The organism is Paraburkholderia phenoliruptrix (genome assembly GCF_047325075.1).
Lineage (GTDB): Bacteria > Pseudomonadota > Gammaproteobacteria > Burkholderiales > Burkholderiaceae > Paraburkholderia > Paraburkholderia phenoliruptrix.
This window is the reverse complement of the sequence record NZ_CP168530.1, coordinates 2,341,880-2,360,918: the sequence shown is the minus strand read 5'-3', so window position 1 is coordinate 2,360,918 and position 19,039 is coordinate 2,341,880. Positions and strand designations below refer to the sequence as shown.

13 protein-coding genes are annotated in these 19,039 nt (G+C 59.5%); 9 read left to right on the top strand and 4 right to left on the bottom strand.

All coding sequences use genetic code 11. The annotated features are described in order from the left end of the window. Positions 1-396: 396 nt before the first annotated feature. Positions 397-1,725, top strand: a complete 1,329-nt coding sequence (locus tag ACEN8U_RS10455) for a hypothetical protein (protein ID WP_013591902.1) — start codon at positions 397-399, stop codon at positions 1,723-1,725. Between the two features lie 116 nt (positions 1,726-1,841). On the opposite strand, the gene ACEN8U_RS10450 is transcribed toward ACEN8U_RS10455, so the two are convergent. Both ACEN8U_RS10450 and ACEN8U_RS10445 read right to left on the bottom strand, forming a co-directional pair. Beyond that, the gene (locus tag ACEN8U_RS10450) at positions 1,842-2,804 is read right to left on the bottom strand and encodes an ATP-grasp fold amidoligase family protein (protein ID WP_310108981.1); all 963 of its coding nucleotides are present in this window, start codon (positions 2,802-2,804) and stop codon (positions 1,842-1,844) included. Between the two features lie 110 nt (positions 2,805-2,914). Next, on the bottom strand, positions 2,915-3,796 hold the full coding sequence (locus ACEN8U_RS10445; protein WP_013591904.1) for a GlxA family transcriptional regulator: 882 nt from the start codon (positions 3,794-3,796) through the stop codon (positions 2,915-2,917). A gap of 1,190 nt (positions 3,797-4,986) precedes the next feature. Here ACEN8U_RS10445 and ACEN8U_RS10440 point away from each other — a divergent pair. From ACEN8U_RS10440 to ACEN8U_RS10415, 6 genes are all read left to right on the top strand, one after another. Further along, positions 4,987-7,233, top strand: a complete 2,247-nt coding sequence (locus ACEN8U_RS10440) for a polysaccharide biosynthesis tyrosine autokinase (protein WP_368608401.1) — start codon at positions 4,987-4,989, stop codon at positions 7,231-7,233. Between the two features lie 46 nt (positions 7,234-7,279). Continuing rightward, complete coding sequence (locus tag ACEN8U_RS10435; RefSeq protein ID WP_310108977.1) at positions 7,280-8,395, top strand: glycosyltransferase family 1 protein; 1,116 nt, start codon at positions 7,280-7,282, stop codon at positions 8,393-8,395. A 21-nt stretch (positions 8,396-8,416) separates the two neighbouring features. Next, a complete protein-coding gene (locus ACEN8U_RS10430) occupies positions 8,417-9,859 on the top strand; it encodes a hypothetical protein (protein ID WP_310108975.1) in 1,443 nt (480 codons plus the stop codon). Positions 9,860-9,900: 41 nt separating this feature from the next. Next, positions 9,901-10,911 (top strand): glycosyltransferase family 2 protein, encoded by a 1,011-nt coding sequence (locus ACEN8U_RS10425; protein WP_014973158.1) that lies wholly within the window; start codon positions 9,901-9,903, stop codon positions 10,909-10,911. A gap of 28 nt (positions 10,912-10,939) precedes the next feature. Then, a complete protein-coding gene (locus tag ACEN8U_RS10420; RefSeq protein WP_310108974.1) occupies positions 10,940-12,256 on the top strand; it encodes a lipopolysaccharide biosynthesis protein in 1,317 nt (438 codons plus the stop codon). A gap of 71 nt (positions 12,257-12,327) precedes the next feature. Then, positions 12,328-13,518: a glycosyltransferase family 4 protein gene (locus tag ACEN8U_RS10415; RefSeq protein WP_310108971.1), complete on the top strand. Its 1,191-nt coding sequence runs from the start codon at positions 12,328-12,330 to the stop codon at positions 13,516-13,518. Here the strand turns inward: ACEN8U_RS10415 and ACEN8U_RS10410 are convergent. Both ACEN8U_RS10410 and ACEN8U_RS10405 read right to left on the bottom strand, forming a co-directional pair. Then, positions 13,494-14,129, bottom strand: coding sequence for a phosphatase PAP2 family protein (locus ACEN8U_RS10410; RefSeq protein WP_310108970.1), 636 nt, complete (start codon positions 14,127-14,129; stop codon positions 13,494-13,496). The two genes, ACEN8U_RS10415 and ACEN8U_RS10410, sit on opposite strands and share 25 nt — an antisense overlap. A 74-nt stretch (positions 14,130-14,203) precedes the next feature. After that, on the bottom strand, positions 14,204-15,451 hold the full coding sequence (locus ACEN8U_RS10405; RefSeq protein ID WP_310108968.1) for an O-antigen ligase family protein: 1,248 nt from the start codon (positions 15,449-15,451) through the stop codon (positions 14,204-14,206). A gap of 600 nt (positions 15,452-16,051) precedes the next feature. Between ACEN8U_RS10405 and ACEN8U_RS10400 the strand changes: the two genes are divergently transcribed. Beyond that, positions 16,052-17,566 carry a mannose-1-phosphate guanylyltransferase/mannose-6-phosphate isomerase gene (locus ACEN8U_RS10400; RefSeq protein ID WP_310108965.1) on the top strand — a complete coding sequence of 505 codons (1,515 nt, stop codon included), beginning with the start codon at positions 16,052-16,054 and terminating at the stop codon, positions 17,564-17,566. A 39-nt stretch (positions 17,567-17,605) separates the two neighbouring features. Beyond that, positions 17,606-18,982, top strand: a complete 1,377-nt coding sequence (locus ACEN8U_RS10395) for an undecaprenyl-phosphate glucose phosphotransferase (protein WP_013591914.1) — start codon at positions 17,606-17,608, stop codon at positions 18,980-18,982. Positions 18,983-19,039 lie beyond the last annotated feature (57 nt).

The following is a 19,039-nucleotide window of genomic DNA, read 5'->3' as shown; positions in this document are numbered from 1 at the left end:
ATTAGCGGGTACGATTTACCCCGGTCGCAACGCAGAAGCGAACAACTTTCCGAGCGAGCGGCGTTCCGGCTCAGCTGGTAAGAGGTTGGCACGGCAGCGGTTCGGCTTGGCAGCAGTTAGGCCGCAAGCGGTTTTTCCAGAAGATTATCAATATATCGCGGCGTTAAGCGCATCGCGGCGGGCGGAGCTTTTCCGCGCGAACCAGGTTATTCCACGTTGTCTGCGGCAATGTGATGGCGCTTTTGAAAGTGCTAATGGCGCACCGTACGATTGTGCATTGATAAGCACAACGAACTAATAATAGATTGGGCCAAAGAAACGTAGTTCTCATCGAACTTCGAACATTTAACTTTTGATTTTTTATCGAGAATTTTCTCGACAGTGGGAAAAATAAACATGGTTAAACGACGACAATTCATCGGAGGCCTAACGGCCCTTGCCGGCAGCTATCTTCTTAGTGCCTGTGGCGGCGGTGGCTCCGCAGACGGTAACGCAAGCTCAACGGCCAAAGTGTCCGCGAATCCCGTGGCGAAAGCCCGCTCCGTTTCGGCGTCGGCCAGCGGCACGGCCATGCCGCCAGCGGCTTCGATCACCGACAGTGCCGGCGACGTCTGGACGCTCGCCAATGGTGTCATCTACCGCAACGGTTCGACCGTCGGCAACACATACGACGTGTCGCTCGTGCTTTGGTATGGCGGCAAGATCTGGCATTGCGGCACGGGTGGGCAGTTCTATGTGAATGCGGACGTCGCGGAGGAATGGCTGCCTTGCAACGATCCGCGCATCGACGTGGCACCTGCGCCGGGAAGCTTCTACGGCATGAACGGTCACGCCGATTACAACTACACGCCCGATGAGATCGTGTCGATTCTCAAAGGCATGAATTGCACGAGCTATCGTGTGGGTGTCACGGACGATCCCAAGGACCTGAACGCGGTCATCAAGCTTGCCAAGGCGTTCCAGTCGGCCGGACTCACGCTGCTCGTGCTGATCGACCAGGGCGTATATGAGTCGGGCGGGGTGATGGCGAGCGAATCCGTCGCCTACGATCGCGGCTACTCGATCGCCGCCACAGTAGCCAAGGCACTGCAGCCGTATGGCGTGACGATTTATGAATGCGGCAACGAGTTGACTCGACAAGACGCGACCGTGATGGACTTCACGTACGCGGGCTCCAAGGCGAGCGACTTCAACAATCGGAACTGGCCCATCATGCGCGGTGTCATGCGCGGCATGATCGACGGCGTCAAGTCGGTGCAGCCGTCCGCGAAGTGCGGCATCAATTTTTGCGTGGCAGACGTGGGTGCGTCAGACGCACTGTGGGACGGCCGGCAGCCTGACGGTAGCGGCGGCTATCCGCAGGTGCGTTGGGACATCACGACCTGGCACAATTACGAAGTGTACGGCGACCTGTTCGACATCGGCACCGACGGCGCCGGTCCGGGATTCGATCTGGCGACGTATTGCAAGGCCCGTTACGGCGTGCCGCTCATCGTCACCGAGTGGAACACGGGTCCGGAGAAGTCGGCGAGCTACCGCGGCACCTACATCTCGGACAGACTCGCGGCGTTCTACGACGCCCGCAAGAGCCATAACATCCAGTCGGTCATGTACTACGTTCTGGATAGCGGCAACAGCACGTACGGCATCATGATCAACGGCAAGCCGATCGACGCGCCTTACAACGCGTTCACGAGCTTCACGTCCGCGCACGCCGACACCTGAGCGAACTTCGCTGCACGGTCAATCAACCTGGTTCTCGTCCTGCCTGCAGGGCGAGGCCAGGTTGATTTGCGTCGTCATTTTCCCTGCACGCGCGGGCGATTGCCTGCTGCGAGCTTTCAGCGACAGAAGGTGTCCGGCACCAATTTTCCCCACTCGTAGTCGATCCTGTCCGGCGTGAAAGGCAGAACGCCCGCGCCCGGTGTAAACGTTAGCTCACCGAAGTAAACACGGTTATCCGGCGCGTAGAGATCCACGCGAACGTAGTCAAAATCCTCACACAGCTTCGTGGCGGCTTGCAGAATGGCATCGAGGTTCTGTGGGCGCGGCGCCGGCATCGGACTGCGCTTGTAGTAGCCGATGGCAATGTCCAGATGATTCCAGTCGACGTCGTAGACATCGCCCCGAGTATTCCCACCAAACCTGTCCGAGATCACCAGGATGTAGATGGTGGGCTGTCCGGTTCGCCCGCCGAAGCAGTGCAGCTTGTAGTCCGCGGGAATCTGGCCGCTCTCGTCCAGCAACAGCTTTTCAAAGAAGATGCGCGGCTTGATCTGGCGGTAATGGCTTTCACGGGCGATCTTGTAGAAGTCGAGCGTCAGCCAGTAGTTCGACAGGTCTCGCAGTCGCTCGAATGAAGTGGCGGATTTGCTTCTGACCACCTCCACATAGCTGCTGCCGTGATTGGCTTTCATGACAAACGCGTCTGGAAGGGCATCGAATACTTCTTCCGTGAAGGCGTCCGGTGCGGCAAGCAGCGGTATGACGTGCTGTTCGCCGATCTTTCTCGCCACGTAATCACGGACCGTCAGTTTGTCGGTCAATTCGACGAACCATGGGTCCGGCCGCAGATTCTTCTGCAGGATCTTTTCGTTGAACGTGGTGGGGCGAAACAGGTTGGGATAGCGGCCAATTTCCTTATGGTGTAGCAGGCTGAGAAACACGGGTGCGGGCAACATCGATTTGGCCGCTTCTTTCAGCCTTCTTGCGAGAGACTCTTTACGCTCCCCACTGTGATGGCTTGCGACCTCTGGTGGCGCAGCGGCGTCGCTGGGGAAGTGCACTGACTTGGTTGTTGTCATTGTTCGGTCCCTGGTGAATAGCGGGTCGGTATCCGACCCGCGTGCGCAGCCGGAGCACGCAACGTAACAGTTGCGCGTCGCCCGTCTGCGTCGGCCTCAGCCGTCAATCGTCAATCGTCAATCGCCACACATCGCTCGGCCACTTCGAGGCGCTGCTGCGCGCGGAATTGCGTGGGTGACATTCCATAGCGTTCCTTGAAGAGCCGGCCCAGTCGATTGCCGTCACCCATGCCACAGCGTCTCGCGATCTTGTCGACGGGCAGATCGGTATTGCGGAGCATGGCGCGGACGACTTCGAAGCGCGTACGCAACAGGTACTCGAGCGGCGTCATGCCGAACTCGAATTTGAAGCGGCGCTGGTAGTTGCGCTTGCTCATCGCCGCACACTCGGCGGCCTTCGCGACGGAAATGGGATTACTGTAGTTCTCCTTGATCCAACGCGCCGATTCGCGGATCTTCTCCGTGGTCGTGGTGATGCTCGCATCGTCCAGTTCGAATTTGTCGGACTCGACGTAATTCGTCTGCAGCATGTCGGCAATCTTGCGGGCCACTTCGGTGCTCAGATCTCGCTCGATCTGCGCGAGCGCGAGATCCGTCGGCGTCGCGCTATTGGCTCGCGCGGTAGTGGGCGCATCGTCAAAGAGGAAGATCGGCACGGTGGAATGCATCGGGTCCTTGCAAATGACCATCAGGTTCGCGCCTTGCTGGATGTCGAACGACGCGATCGAGCCTTGACGCGCTATCCATGAGAGCAGTCGGTCATTGGACTCGAGCGCGCGTGCAGCGTCGCGGCACGCCACGAACAATGCATGGAAATCGCCGAGGCGATTGCGCTCGATACTTTGGGTCCAGATCGAAATGCCGGACGAGCTCGTCACCAGTCCGCCGCTTTCGGACAGTACTGAAAGACGATAGGGCGAGTCGTCGGCGGCACCATCTGACAATTCGTTTGCAAGCCGGAACGCGTCGCCGATTGCTCCGGCAGTGGCCATCGAGCATTCCTGCGAAACCAGAAGCCCGATGTGCTTTGCAGGCTTCCGCGTCGCCACTCTTGGACCGCGTCGGTGCGTATCGAGGTACGACGAAAGAAAATCGGTGGAAGTCGTCACGCTTAGTTCTCCAAACAGGGTGAATCACTGTCTACGTGACGAGATTAGCGTACTCGAATCAGGCTGGCGAACCTGGCCGGTAATCGATGGTGTTTTGGCGCAATAGTGATGATTGGGGAAATTGTTACCTCGATTGCCTAAATAAATCCATACAAAAAGGACCTTGAGTCAGCAAGATTTGCTTCGCATCATTTTCAAGCGGTTATTGAGGGTCGCAAGACGCTTCCGCGCGAAAGCCCCGTCCGATAAGGCCTAACGAGCGAGTCGCCGCCATTCGCGCTGTCCGATAAGCACTGAAGTGTCACTAAATGTATGTGACAGGAAATGGCGTTGCTGGTATCACTCTGTTACATCCATTGCACATAGCTACAAGAGTTTGCAGATTGCGTGTTGCTCAGAAACCGCTTCGGCGGAATCGGCCAATAGCACCCGAATTTATGCCTCTGTGCATACGCTTATTCGCACGGGCGCTATGCTTCACTGCAGCAACTGTAGCAATAGCGGTTTGCCCTTGTAGGCGCTATCGAATGCCAGTAATGCGCAATTTCTTCGCCTTTTCGCTTGTGTGAGTCGATTGAGGTGTAGTTATTGCCGTGTCCTGAAGTGCTTTGCACTGACGACGTACGAAGAGGCACCGCTCAAGCGAGTCCGGGGCCGCGCTGCGTATGGCGAAGCAAGTCATACGGGCTGTCGGTGTATTGAACACGTTAACCATTTGTAGTACGAAATAAAAGCGAGGCGCGGCGTCAGCTGTCGTTCCGCTATCTGGGGGATTCGAGAGTCTGGAGACGGGGCGAGCCGTGCTGCTTGCGGCGCAGCCTTTGATCGTTCAAGCAGGTGGACAGCCACTTGGCTTGGCAAAACCATGACGTAGCTCCGACCAGGCGTCGCGCTACGCCATACGCATTCCTGCCGGATACGGCTCTGGACTGCGGACCGTTGGTGCAGCCAGGCGGTGTCGACTCATTACTGTGCCCATCAAACATGGAAGGATCAAACCGGTGGACTACTATCCTCTGAATTCGCTCCCTGCGACTGGTAGTACAGAGCGTGGCCAGCTCAGCGCGAGTGCCATGCTTCGTCTCATGCGCGACCATATCTGGGAGATCGTACTTACCACGGTGGTCGTTTTTAGCCTGGCTGCCGCCTATCTGCTGATTGCGTCGCCGATTTATTCCGCAGACGTACTGATTCGTGTCGATCCTCCGGAACCGAATGCGCTCGGCCTTGCACTCCAGAATCAGGAAAACCTGCCGCCGCCTGCGCCCTCGCCGGTGACGGAAATAGGCGTGATACGAAGCCGCTCGGTGCTCGAACCGGTCATTCAACGCTTTCGCTTCGACGTCTCGGTGACGCCGCGCAAACTGCCGGTGCTCGGCGACATCGCGGAGAAGTTCGCGACGCCGGGCGAGCCCTCGCGGCCATGGTTGGGACTCAAGTCCTACGCATGGGGAGGCGAGCAGGTCAAGATCGGTACGCTTGACGTGCCCAAGGATCTCGAAGAAGAAAAAATGACGCTGGTCGCGGGTGAGGACAATACATACGAATTGCGCGGCCCGCAGGATCAGGTCTTCCTTCACGGCACCGTCGGCAAGCCGATCACAAGCAATGGCATTTCCATGCGCGTGGACGAACTCGCCGCACGACCCGGCACTGAATTCACGGTCGTACGGTGGAATGAGGTGGACGCCATTAAGCGTTTCGACAGCCTCATCAAAGTCGGCGACAAGGTGAAAGATTCGGGCCTCATTCAGATCGAGTACACGGACAAAAGCGCGCCGAAGGCAGCCGAAGTCGCGAATGCATTGGGTCAGCAATATCTCGCGACGGCGATTGCGAGTCGCCAACTCAACGATACGACGACGCTTGCGTTCATCAACGGAGAACTTCCGCGTCTTCTTGGCGACTTGAGAAAGGCCGAGGAAGCGCTCAAGGCTTTCCGCGCCAATTCGCAATCGATGCAGCCGACTGCCGAGGCGCAAGCGTACTTGCAGGGCGGCCTCGACATCGATAGGCAAATCGCGACACTGCAATTGCAGCGCACGCAACTGCTCGAGCGCTATACGCCGCAAAGCCGCTGGGTGCAGAGCGTCGATACGCAACTCGCACAGCTCAACAGCGCGAAAGCGAATTTCAACGGCCACTTCAACGGTATGCCGGCGTCCGAGCGCGAAAGCGTCGATCTTCTGCGCGCGCAGAAGGTGGCCGAAACGATCTACCTTGGCATGGTGCAAAAGGCGGAGCAATTGCAGGTGCGTCGTGCGAGTACGACTGGCGGCGCTCATATCGTCGACCAGGCCATTACGCCGCATCGGCCCGTCAAACCGCAACCGCTGATCGTGCTGCCCGGCGGCCTCGCGCTGGGTCTCGTGTCGGGCATCGTGCTGGTGTTCATGCGCCGTCATGTGCTGACGGGCGTGACCGATCCGCGTTATGTCGAACGCAGAATGAGCATGCCGGTATTCGGCGAGATCCTCTTTAGCCAGCAGCAGTCGTTGCTCGACAGGACCAATCCGGGAGCCAAGTCGCTGCCCGGTGCGGCTGCACGCGCCGGCTTGCCGCAGCCGGCAGCCGGCGGCGCATCCGAGATCCAGATCGCGGGCGGCGGCACGAAAGTGCTGGCGGAACGTTTCCCGAACGATACGTCGGTGGAGGCGCTGCGCGCGGTGCGCACTTCTCTCGCGCGTGACCTCGCTCATTCGCGCAACAACATTCTGATGGTGATTGGGCCCACGCCTTCCGCGGGCAAGAGCTTTGTCGCGGCCAATATCGCCACGTTGCAAGCCGAGATCGGCGCTCGAGTTCTTCTGATCGATGCGGATATGCGGCGCGGTCATCTGGCATCGCTCTTCAATCAGAGCAACCGCGGTGGACTTTCCGAAGTTCTCTCGGACCGCATGCCACTGCGCAATGCACTCCGGCATACGGGGATTGAAGGTCTGTCGTTCCTCTCGTGCGGATCGCGTCCTGACAATCCGGCCGCCCTGCTGGCGAGACCGCGCTTCAAGGAAGTGCTGGAACGCCTTAGCTCGCAATTCGATCTGGTGATCTTCGATACGCCGCCGTTCCTCGCGGTCACCGACGCCTCGATCATTGCCAGCGAGGCCGGCGCGTCGCTGCTCGTGCTGCGCTCGGGCATGCAAAGCGAAGAGGAGATTGAAGACACCATCAAGAAGATGGAGCGCGCGGAAGGCCGCATCGCCGGCGCCGTGTTCAACGGTATTCCGCTGCGGCGCAGTACGCGCACCTATGGCTATGCGACGAACTACGCGAGCGACTACGGCGATGCCGAACCCGCCAGCGGATCTGCCGGAGCGTGAGTGCGTTGTCACCGTGGTTCGATGAATTCGCAAAACGGAGAAGCTGATGGCGTTTGCAATCAACGGGAAATTCACTTCGCAGCCGGTCACGGGTGTGCAGCGAGTCGCGTATGAATTGACGAGAGCAATGCAAATGCGGGTTCCCGCAGGGGAGCACCTGGAAATATATGTCCCGCGCAATGCGCGGGAGCCAGGCGCGGGGCTGAAATGGCAACGGCGTTTTCCATGGTTGCGCGGCACGCTGTGGGAACAGATCACGCTGCCCATTGCCGCGAGAGGCGTGAGGCTTCTCAATCTGTGCAACACGAATCCGCTTGTGAAACGCCGTCAGGTGGTGATGGTTCATGACATGGCGGTATACGACGTGCCCGGCGGATTCTCGAAGAAATTCGTGCTGTGGTATCGCCTGTGTTTTTTCGTGCTGCCGCGAATGGAGCCGCTGATTCTTACCGTGTCGAAGTTCTCGAGATCCCGCATCTGCCATCACCTGAAGATCGACGAGTCGCGCGTGGCGGTGGTGCATCCCGCTGCAGATCATCTTGATCGGGTCACCTCGGAGCCGGCGGTATTGGAACGGTTGAATCTCGTCAAGGACGCTTATTGCGTAGTGGTCGGCAGCCTCGATCCGCGCAAGAACCTGCAACGCGTGCTCGAAGCTATAGAAAAGCTCGGCCATCTCGACCATGTGAAGTTCGTCGTGGTGGGCGGCAAGAACACGCGCATTTTCAATAGCGAACTCGCTGAAGAAAAGCCGCAGTCGGAAAGAGTGGTATGGGCCGGCTTCGTGACTGACGGCGAATTGAAAGCACTCTATGAAAACGCCGGATGCCTGGTGTTTCCGTCGCTCTACGAAGGATTTGGATTGCCGCCGCTCGAGGCCATGTACTGCGGCTGTCCGGTGGTTGCTTCGTCGCGGACTTCGATACCCGAGGTGTGTGGGGAAGCCGCCCTGTATTGCGATGCGACATCGGCAGACGACATCGCAGCAAAGATCTCGCTCATGATGACGGACGATGCGCTCCGGCAACGCTACAAGGCACTGGGATACGCGCGTGCCCGCGAATTCCGCTGGGACATGACGGCGCAAGCGGTGCTGGAGATTCTCAAGGGGCAGGCGGGCGTCCGGCTCTCGGGCGTGCCGGCCAGCGCGTCGGCGGGCTAGCGCATGTCGGTGGGCAGGCCTATGTATCGCATTCGGAAGAGTGCCGGCAGGCGTCGGGCGTTGCAAACCCTTGCGGCTCTCGTGGGCGCCGCAGTACCGCTTGTGTACGGCAAAACTTCGCCGTCGGTGAGCGCAGCGCCGCAAGGGCGCAGCACCGACGATCGCAGGATAACGGACCTGATCGGCGCAAACGGTTGGGCGGGAGCCAGCCGCGATGTCGAAATGTGGCGACAAATGGGCATTAGCTGGGGCCGCGATTCGGTAGGCCCGGGCCAGCCGGACTCGCCGAAAGAAATCATTCGTGTCGACAAGACGGGGTCGCAGTTCGACAACGATCTTCCGTCAGCACTGCTTCTGAATAACCGCAATGGCATCAAGTCGCTGTTGATCCTGGGTTATACGGCGCCGTGGAATGCCATGGTGCCGGGCGACAGCAATTCCGCGCCGGTGGATGTGCGCGCGTGGACCCGCTACGTGGAGGCAGCCGTGCGCAAGTACTCTGCGCCGCCGTTCAATCTGCGCTACTTCCAGATCTGGAATGAGGCGGCCGGGAAATTGTCGGGCGGCGCACAGCAGGCAACCTTCTGGCACGGTCCGAATTTCAGTAAGGACGACAGATACGCGAGACCGTACGAGCGTGCGATGCAGGACTATGTGGAGCGGATCCACCTGCCTGCCGCCCGCATCATTCGCAAGTACAACGCCTATGTGGTCTACGGGGGCTGGCCGGATCAGGGCGGCCTGTCGAATTACTGCAAGTGGCTCGAGTATAGAAGTCCGGCTTCCAACGAACGGATGCTGGACTGGGTCGACTATCTCGACACGCACTACCTCGGTGTCAGCGACCTCAACGAGCTGTATGAGCGGTACGTGAAGAACGGGCCGGCGAGAGGCATCTGGCAAACCGAAATCGGCGATGCGTACATGAAGGATCCGCATTACCTGCCGGAGTACTTTTTCGATTTCGCGGTATGGGCGCTCGATCACAAGTGGGACGATCCGAACAAATACGTTTCGATGATCTATCACTGGGACGGCTACGAGCCTTTTCGTCTGACTCATCGCGGCCCGCCGGTACGGACCTATAACGTGTCGGGCAGAAGCCTCGTTGTGCTTCATCAGACTGTTTCGGGCCCGCTGGCAAGTTTGGCGAATCCGTTGAAATTTGGTCCAGGTGCGGCGGGCAGCGGATTGCGCTCTGGCGGCGACATAGTGCTTCAGGTGAACGCGTCGCCGGGCTGGCGAATGGTGACTGTGGCGGGCCTGAAGCGTCCCGCGTCGCGCGAAGTAAAGATTGAGTTCATAGACGCGTTGACAGGCACGGTAAGTGCAGCTGACGCGATGACGACCACCTGGAGTAACGACGGTCTGCAATTGGGCTTCAAGGTGCCTGAGCGGGTCAATGGCGCAGGAAACGATCCACCGACTCACCTCGCTTATATCGCAGTCCGTTCGTTTGCGTAGCAACTCCGATTCACCGAATACCTCAGATAGCGTCGAATGCCATGAACCAGGTCACAGTTGTCATTTGCAACTACAACTACGAGCGCTATCTAGCGGCCGCGATCGATTCCGCGCTCGACCAGGACTATCCGGGCACGCAGGTCGTCGTGCTCGACGACGGTTCGACGGACGGCTCGCGAGCCATCATCGAGCAGTACGGCAGCCGTGTGACAGCGATCTTCCAGGAAAACGGCGGACAGGTGTCCGCCTACAACCGTGCGATCAGCGCGCTTCAAACTGAGTACGCCATTCTCCTCGATTCGGACGACATTCTGTATCCGAGCGCCGTATCGGAAGTCATGCAGGTCTTCTCGAGCGGTGCATGGGCAAAAGTGCAGTTCCGGCTCGACGTGATGGACGCCAGTGGACAACCGACAGGTGCCTACGTGCCGAATACCGAACCGCCCGCCAACTGCGGAGAACTATTGCAGGCAGGCTGGCTGTATCCATCGCCGCCCGCATCGGGCAATGCTTACCGGGTGAGCGCGCTCAAGCAGGTTTTTCCCGTGCCTGCGCCGGGAATCAATCGTTACGGCGCCGACTTCTTCGCGATCTACGGTGCCGCATTGGTTGGTCCAGTGGCCACGCTGCGTAAATCGCTGGGGGGCTATCGCGTGCATAACGCGGATGGCGGCACCGTGTCCTTTGCGAACTCCGAGCAGATATCCAAAGCGCCCAAGGCGCTCGGTATGCGCTGGGCGATCCTGCGCAACATCGCGAAGTCGCGTCTGGGCATCGAGCTATCGCCGACATTCCATGATTTCGGCCATGAAAAGGCGATCTTCTGCTCGAGCGTCTATCGAGCCACGCTCGCTCATCGGTGGCGCTGGATGATGCGCGACTCGCGCGGCTATTTTCACGCGATCCTGGCCAATCCGTTCTGGAGCGTGAAGAAGAAATTCGGGACCCTGGTACTTTCCGGCTTGTGCCTCGTGCCGTACTCGCCGCTTTCTGACTTCGTGGTTCGCTATATATCGAACCCGCTTGCTCGCCGCCGCGTGGCACAGCGCTAAGGTCGGGAGGACGCTTTTGGAGAACGGAATGGAAAGACGAGACAGCGCAAGCGTCATTGCGTTTGTTTACGGCGGATATCTGATGAGGTACGTGTACCTCATCATCGTGGTGCCGTTTTACGGAAGAATTCTCGGTGTTGCCGAGTACGGGCGCGTGCTCGCGTCGATGTCGCTCATGAACGTCATCTGGATGCTCGTGAGTTACGGCTTCGTGTTCGTCGGCATGCGCGAAGTCGCCAAGGCGCATTCGGCGAAGGAGTGCAATGCCATTTATTCATTGCATGTGAGTGCGCGGCTCGTACTCGCTGTTCTCGGCGGATCGATCGGTCTGATTGCGACCTTCTGCTCGCCGACATTGTCGGAGCGACCGCTTATCGGTGTACTGGCCACACTGCTCGGCATTGTCTCCGCGATGAACCTCGGCTGGCTGTTTCAGGGCCGGCAGCATTTTCGCACGCCGATCATGATCGAGGTATTCGGCTTTGCCGTAAGCCTCGTTCTGGTACTCAGTCTCGTGAGAGTGCCGGCCGACTCAGTGTGGGTGCTCGCGAGCCTGCTGATTGCAGGTGTCGCGTCGTCGATCATTTCGTATGGCATCACCACATCGCAACTGGGATTGCCGCGACTCAAATTCGATGGCGTGTTGCCGCTCATTCGCAACTCCACGATGCTCTTTTGCTACTCGTCGGGGTCGGTCGTCCTGACGGCATCGTCCACCTACTTGCTCACGCTGTTGTCGACGCCCGCGCAGGTCGGCTATTTCGGCGCGGCGGAGCGTTTTGCCACGATCGCGCTGAGCCTGATGGGACCGGCGTCGCAAGTGTTCGTGCCGACTATTTCGCGGCAACTCGCCCACGGCGACAAGGAGGGTGCGCATGCCACCACCCGGCGCGGCGCAGCGCTTCTGCTCGGCTACGGATTGCTCGTATTTTGCGGCGCTCTGACGTTGTCGCCTTTCGTTCTGCCGCTCATTCTCGGCGCGGAATTCGAGCCGGCCGCCCGCATCCTTCAATGCTTCGCCTGGATGTTCCCATTCGTCGCGTTCAATGAGTTCGTGGCGTTTTATGTAATCGTTCCGCGCAAGAAAGACCGCCTGCTGGCGTTCGCCGGACTCGCTTCCGGGGTCTTCAATCTCGCCGCGGCACTGATTCTTGCACCGCGCTTTGGAGCGATGGGCATGGCAATGGCCCGCGTAGCCGGCGAGGCGGCGCTCGCGGTGATCCTGATGGTCATCATGGTCCGGCTTGAACTGGTCGGACTCGTGCCGGGCGCGCGACGTGCCGCCGGCATGCTGGGCTTTGCGTGGGGCGCGAGAGCTCAGGCAGGCGCGAGCAAGGACGAATGAAACCAGAACGAGTGAACCGGATTGCAGGCAAAGAAGGAGCGTCCGGTGCGTAATCTCAGAGGGAGGTAGAAGTGAAAGTCGCTATTGTTCACGATTGGCTGGTAGTTTCGGGCGGCGCGGAAAAGGTATTGAAGAGCATCATCGAGTGCTTTCCGAAAGCGGACATCTTTTCGATTGTCGACTTTCTCGAAGACCGCGATTGCGTGAAAGGCAAGCCCGTCAACACATCGTTCATTCAGAAGATGCCGTTTGCGCGCAAGCGCTACCGCGCCTATCTTCCGCTGATGCCGATTGCGATCGAGCAGCTGGATCTGTCTGCCTACGACCTCGTCATTTCGAGCTCGCACGCGGTGGCCAAAGGCGTGCTGACCGGGCCCAACCAGATCCATATCAGCTATGTGCATTCGCCTATCCGCTATGCGTGGGATCTGCAACACCAGTACTTGCGCGAATCGCACCTGAACAAGGGCCTCAAATCGATCATGGCGCGCGCGCTGTTGCACTACATCCGCGGCTGGGATTCGCGCTCGGCGAACGGCGTCGATCATCTGCTGGCGAACTCGCATTTCATCGCGCGGCGAATCAAGAAGGCCTATCAGCGTGATGCCACGGTCATCTATCCGCCTGTCGACCTCGACAACATGGTCATGTGCACGCAGAAAGAGAACTTCTACGTGACGGCCTCGCGAATGGTGCCCTATAAGCGCATCGATCTGATCGTGCGTGCCTTCTCGCAGACGCCTGAGCGCAGGCTCGTGGTGATCGGCGACGGCCCGGAAATGAAGCGCGTAAAAGCGCTTGCGGGGCCGAATGTGACCATACTCGGCCACCAGCCTCTGGACGTGCTCGTCGACCACTTGCGCCGCGCCCGCGCATTCGTTTTTGCGGCGGAAGAGGACTTCGGGATTTCCGTCGTCGAGGCGCAGGCGTGCGGCACGCCGGTGATTGCATTCGGCAGGGGAGGCGCACTCGAGTCCGTTATCGGCCTGCCTCTCGAGCAGCCTACGGGCGTCTTCTTCGGCGAGCAGACAGCGGAGTCGCTGCTGGAGGCCGTGACGCGCTTCGAGCGCAATGCGCCATTATTCGATCCGGTGAATTGCCGCCAGAACGCCGAACGATTCTCGACCGAGAACTTCAAGACGGCATTGACGGACTTCATCGACGCGCGGCTTTTGCGCAGCTCGATCGAACAGCTTCGTCCGTATCTCGTACGGGAACGCACCGCGGAGGAGAAACGTCACCTCGCGAGCGTGCCCTCGTAAGACTGAATGCGGTATTTAACGCGTCCTGCAAAGGCCATGATCGAATGAGCATGGCTATGCAGTTGCGGTGAACGCGTTTCAATGAGCCGCTGAAGCGGCGCCTGGTGCCCATACGCGAGCACGCACACGCACAGAAAACTGGCGGCCGACCATGCGGGCCGCGCACCTTCGAATTCCGCTGCAAGCGCTTTTCGCAGAAACAGCAAGGCGACGAGCGCGCCGAGGATCCAGCCCGTGACCACTTCCGGCACGGAATGCGAAAGGTCCATCACACGCGACACACCGGTCAGTGCGCCGATGCCAAGGCCCGCCACGATGCCCGGAAACGCCGGCAGTCGCCACCATTTCAGTTGCAATGCGAGGGCCACCATCCAGACGGAGGTGGACAGCATGGCGTGACCGCTGATCATGCGGAAATCGGACACTGGAAACGATATGCCCCAGCCGGCGTAGAAGACCTTGCTCGCGCCGACAAGGGCGATGCCGGCCGCGAGCATTGCGGCCCAGCGGCAGGCCAGTCTGACGTCCAATAGTGCAAGCCAGCAGGCGCAGACAGCTGCCACCGGTAGGGTGACGGCCGCATCGCCTATGTTGGTGAATAAAGTCCACATAGCTTTCTCGTTCTTGTTGGTTCGTTACACCGGGACACTTGCGTGCCGGCGTAACGAAGTGGGCGTGCTGTCGGTCAGACGCGCGAGCGGATCAACGAGTTCCGTCGATGGAATTCCGCGAAGATCGCATTGGCCGATTGCGAGGCGAGCAGCAGCGAGATGACGAGCGAGAGAATCAGAACGTTGGAAGGCGACACGAGGCGATGCTCCGTTGCCGCCATGACCAGCAGGCAGATGGAAGAGATTTCGACGAAGCGGAATGCCGCGAAGTTCTGACCGCCTCCCACCAGCGCGCCAGCGGCCGCGCCGAGTTTGCTCCATTCCACAAGCTTCCAGAAGAAGCTCAGCACGAGGAAGAGGCCAATCACGCCTGTTTCGGCGAGGAAGTTCAGATATGAGTTGTGAGCGTGCGAATCGCTATGGTCGACCAGAATCTCCGACGGCGCACCGAACAGGTGGAAGTAAGAGGTGACACGGCCGATATGGTCGTCGAACGAACCGAAGCCGAGGCCCACAATCGGGCTTTGCTCGAAGTAGGTTAGCGCGCGCGGCCACAGCCATTCGTAGCGAATGTTGAGATTGGCGACCTTGGCATCCTGATTGTGGATACTGAATGGGTAGCCCATGTAGTCGACGGTTGGGTCGGTATGGTAGACCGCCATCGCAAGAGAGCCCACTATCAGGAGGCCCATCAGGGCGGCGAGGAACCAGCGCTTGCGGCCGAAATAGAGGTACGGCAATACGACGGCCGCGCCCAGCAGCGAGCCCCGGCTGTACGTGGAAAACAGCATGAGCGCGTTCATGGCCAGCAGTGCGAGCACCAGTCTGCTGCGCTTTTGCAGATAGCACCCCACGCCCAGGCAGAACAGCATGGCAAAGAAGCCACCAGCGGCATTACGGGCGATAAAGTAACTGCCGAAGCTGTTGTCCGGATTGGTGAAGATGCCGAGCAGCCCCGTGCTGACGATATACGTGGCGTAGGGCGGAATGTTGATGCCGACCGCAAAGATGAAGAACGCGCGAAGTACTTTGTTCAGATCGAGGCGATGGACGTACAGGCAACCGGCAAAAATGGGAGCATACGAAATGAAGAAGTTACCGTCACGCCGATAGAAATCAAATTCGGTGAACGATTTCGGGTCGTAGAGCAGCGTGGAGACGACGATAAGGACGGTCAACGCCGTCAACGGCGTAATAAACGCCGGATAACGCCGACCAAAGAAACGCCACGAGTACACGAAGATCGGCACGAAGCCGACCGCGCTGACAGGCACGAAATTCGTGACTGTGAGAAACAGCGCAAGTAGCGAAATGTAAGCCATTGCGACTCCCGAAAAACAAATGGCGCATAGCTTGCAATGACAGTGCCATTACGTGCGAACACAACCTGGTTGGAGAGGCGGCGCGCCGACCGGCAGCACGCCTGAACAGGATCGGGGTCCTACGTTTGGACGAAGGAAGTTCGCACTGCCATGAAGGTGCTGCGCGAAGCGACTATACGAAGGTACCACGTATAGGCACTGATTTCCACGCGGTAGCGCACACGCGAGGCCACTAAGAACGGCCATCTGCGCGGCTGCGCACGCTAATGCCACGAGGCTGGCCAAAACCTCAACTGAACGCGCCACCATTGCTGTGGTGCAGCGTGAGGTGACTATGATTGATCACATCGAGTAATGCTTCAGTGGCATCTGCATTCTGGCGCCACGCCGATATGTGTGCCGTTTTTCCCTCGCGAGCGGCGGGAGAGAACCGGGACACATTCCTAGCTTTGCGCGGACAGAACGGCTCGCCGAGCCCGTTGATGCCCACATCCCGTCATTGATCACATGTGAGACCGGAGCAGTGCCGACGTTGAGCCTATTTCGTCGGCGCTTATGCGATTAATTGCTGTCCGGCTTGCATGCTCAGGAGCTATAAGAATGGATAAAGTATTTGCACCCGCTAACGAGCAGCACGTCGACGCTCGAAACGAAGCGTCGCAGGAATGCCGCACGCTCGCCCAGGTCATTCTCGCAGGCGGCTCCGGCACGCGTCTATGGCCCGTTTCGCGCGAGCAGTTTCCCAAGCAGCTGATCGATGTGATCGGCGACAGGACGCTGCTGCAAGCCACCATGGGGCGCATGGACAACTTCAGTCCGCTGTGGAAGGTAGCGCCCGAGCCGGTGATCGTATGCGGCGCGGAACACTACTTCGCGACTTACGAACAGGCCCGCGAGAGCGGCGTGAACGCGCGCATCGTCGTGGAGCCGGGGCGCCGCGATACGGCTCCCGCGCTGACCCTGGCTGCGCTCACCGCGGCCTCCGAAGGCGAGGACGTCATTCTGGTGGCCATGCCTGCCGACCACGCAATCGCAAACCTCAAGGCCCTTCACAAGGCGATAGAAATTGCGGCAGCGTATGCGGACGCGGGTGCGATCGCCACCCTCGGCGTTCCGCCTACCGGTGCGGACACGGGTTTCGGCTACATCCGCCTCGGCGCTGCGTTGAACGATGGTGCACATCGTATCGAACGCTTCGTCGAAAAGCCGGCGCCCGAACTCGCGGCGCAATATGTCGAATCCGGCAATTACTGGTGGAATAGCGGCATGTTCGTCGTGCGGGCCTCCGTGTGGCTCTCGGTCATCAAGCAATTCCAGCCGCAAATCCACGATGCGTGCGTGCGAGCGTACGAAGGGGCGAAGCTCACGGACGGTTGTGTCGTTCCGGACGCCGAAGCATTCCTGCAATCGCCGTCGGACTCCATCGATTACGCCGTGATGGAGCATATCGGCAAGCCTGAGTCGCAATTCGCGGGCATTGTCGTGCCGCTGCAGGCGGGATGGTCCGACCTGGGCTCCTGGGACGCCGTGTGGCAGGCAATGGAAAAGGACGAATGCGGCAACGCATCGAGCGGACGCGTGCTGTTCGAAGGTGCGACGGCGACCTATGCGCGCTCGCAAGGTGGCCGCCTCGTCGCCTGTGTCGGGACCCAGGATCTCATCGTCGTCGAAACAGACGATGCGGTGCTGGTGGTTGACCGCTCGCATGTGCAGGACATCAAGGGTCTTGTCTCGCGCATCAAGGCCGAAAAATCGCCGGAAGCGGAGGCTCACCGAAAAGTGCGTCGTCCGTGGGGCTTTTACGATTCGATCGATCACGGCGACCGCTTCCAGGTGAAGCGAATTGTCGTGATGCCGGGCGCACGCCTGTCTCTGCAGATGCATCACCACCGCGCGGAGCATTGGGTGGTCGTGAGCGGCACCGCACTCGTCACGCGCGGCGAAGAAAAATTCCTGCTTGGCGAAAACGAGTCGACGTATATCCCTCTCGGTGTTCGCCATCGTCTCGAGAACCCCGGGTGCGTTCCGCTTCAGATTATCGAAGTGCAGTCCGGTGCCTATCTGGGAGAGGACGACATCGTCCGGTTCGACGACAAGTATGGCCGTGCGGGTTGATCGACCGTGGCGAACCACAGCGTGTTTGAGGGGGCGGCTATGCGATTGATTACCGGTCTGTTGGCGAGAGTGTTCGACGTCGCGATGATCCTGGGCGGTGCGGTGGTCGCTTCTCACATCCGTTTCGACGACGTCGCGCAACATAACTTTTATCTGGCATTCGTCGCGTTTGCGGCGGCGTTCTCGCTCGCGGTGTTTCCTGCGTTGGGCGTCTATCAGTCGTGGCGCGGACGTTCAAAGCGCGTTCTGGTGGGGCAGGTGGCGCTCGGCTGGCTGGTCGTTCAGGCCTGCGCACTTGCATTGATGTTTTCGCTGCACCGCATCGACTTCGTATCGCGACTCTGGTTCGCCTACTGGACAGGGATCGCAGGCGGCGCGATGATCGCGGGCCGCATGGTGACTCACGTGCTGCTCGGGCGTGTGCGCAATGCGGGGCTCAACTTGCAGAAGGTCGCCATTGCAGCATGCGGCGACCATTGCGACGAGATCTTGCGCAAAATGGAGAAGCAGCCCGCAGCGGGCTTTCGCGCCAGCGCCGTCTACAACCTGCGCCCCGGCAAGAAGACCACCAGTGCCGTGCCGATGTTCGACCAGCGCGCGGCCTTTGCCAGGTACGTGCGCGAACAGCAGGTGGACGAAGTGTGGCTCGCGCTGCCCTTGTCGGAAGAGCGTGCGATTCTCGAGCTGGTCGACGAGTTTCGCAACGACCTGATCAATGTGCGCTTCATGCCGGATGTGCGAGCGCTCGCTCTCTTCGATGGAAGCGTGACCGAGCTGCTTGGTTTTCCCACCATCAATCTGGCTGCGTCGCCTTTGCCGCCCAATGCAATGGTGAAAAAGGAGCTGTTCGACCGCGTTTTTGCACTGGTTGCATTGATTGCCGTGTCGCCCATTCTTCTCGCGTGTGCGATTGCGGTGAAACTGAGTTCGCCCGGGCCTGTGTTCTTCAAGCAATGCCGGAAGGGTGCGGATGGACGCGTCTTCATGATTTACAAGTTCCGCAGCATGCGCCTGCACGAGCAGAAGCAGGGCGTGCTGGAACAGGCGACGCGCGGCGATCCACGCATCACGCCTGTCGGACGCTTCCTGCGGCGCACGAGCCTCGACGAATTGCCGCAGTTCTTCAACGTGCTGCGCGGCGATATGTCGGTGGTGGGTCCGCGACCGCACGCCCTCGAACATGACGACCTGTATCAGGGCATCGTGTCGGGCTATATTCACCGCTACCGGATCAAGCCCGGTATCACCGGCTGGGCGCAGATCAACGGTTTCCGCGGCGAGACCGATCGCATCGAGAAGATGGAAGGCCGTGTAGCCCACGATCTGTACTACCTGAGAAACTGGTCATTTGCGCTGGACGTCAAGATCATTTGCGCGACCATATTCAAGGGACTGCATCATCCCAACGCTTACTGATCCATTCGTCGGGTGGCGGCATGGATCATGCAGTACATGAGTGGCGTACGTGAATCG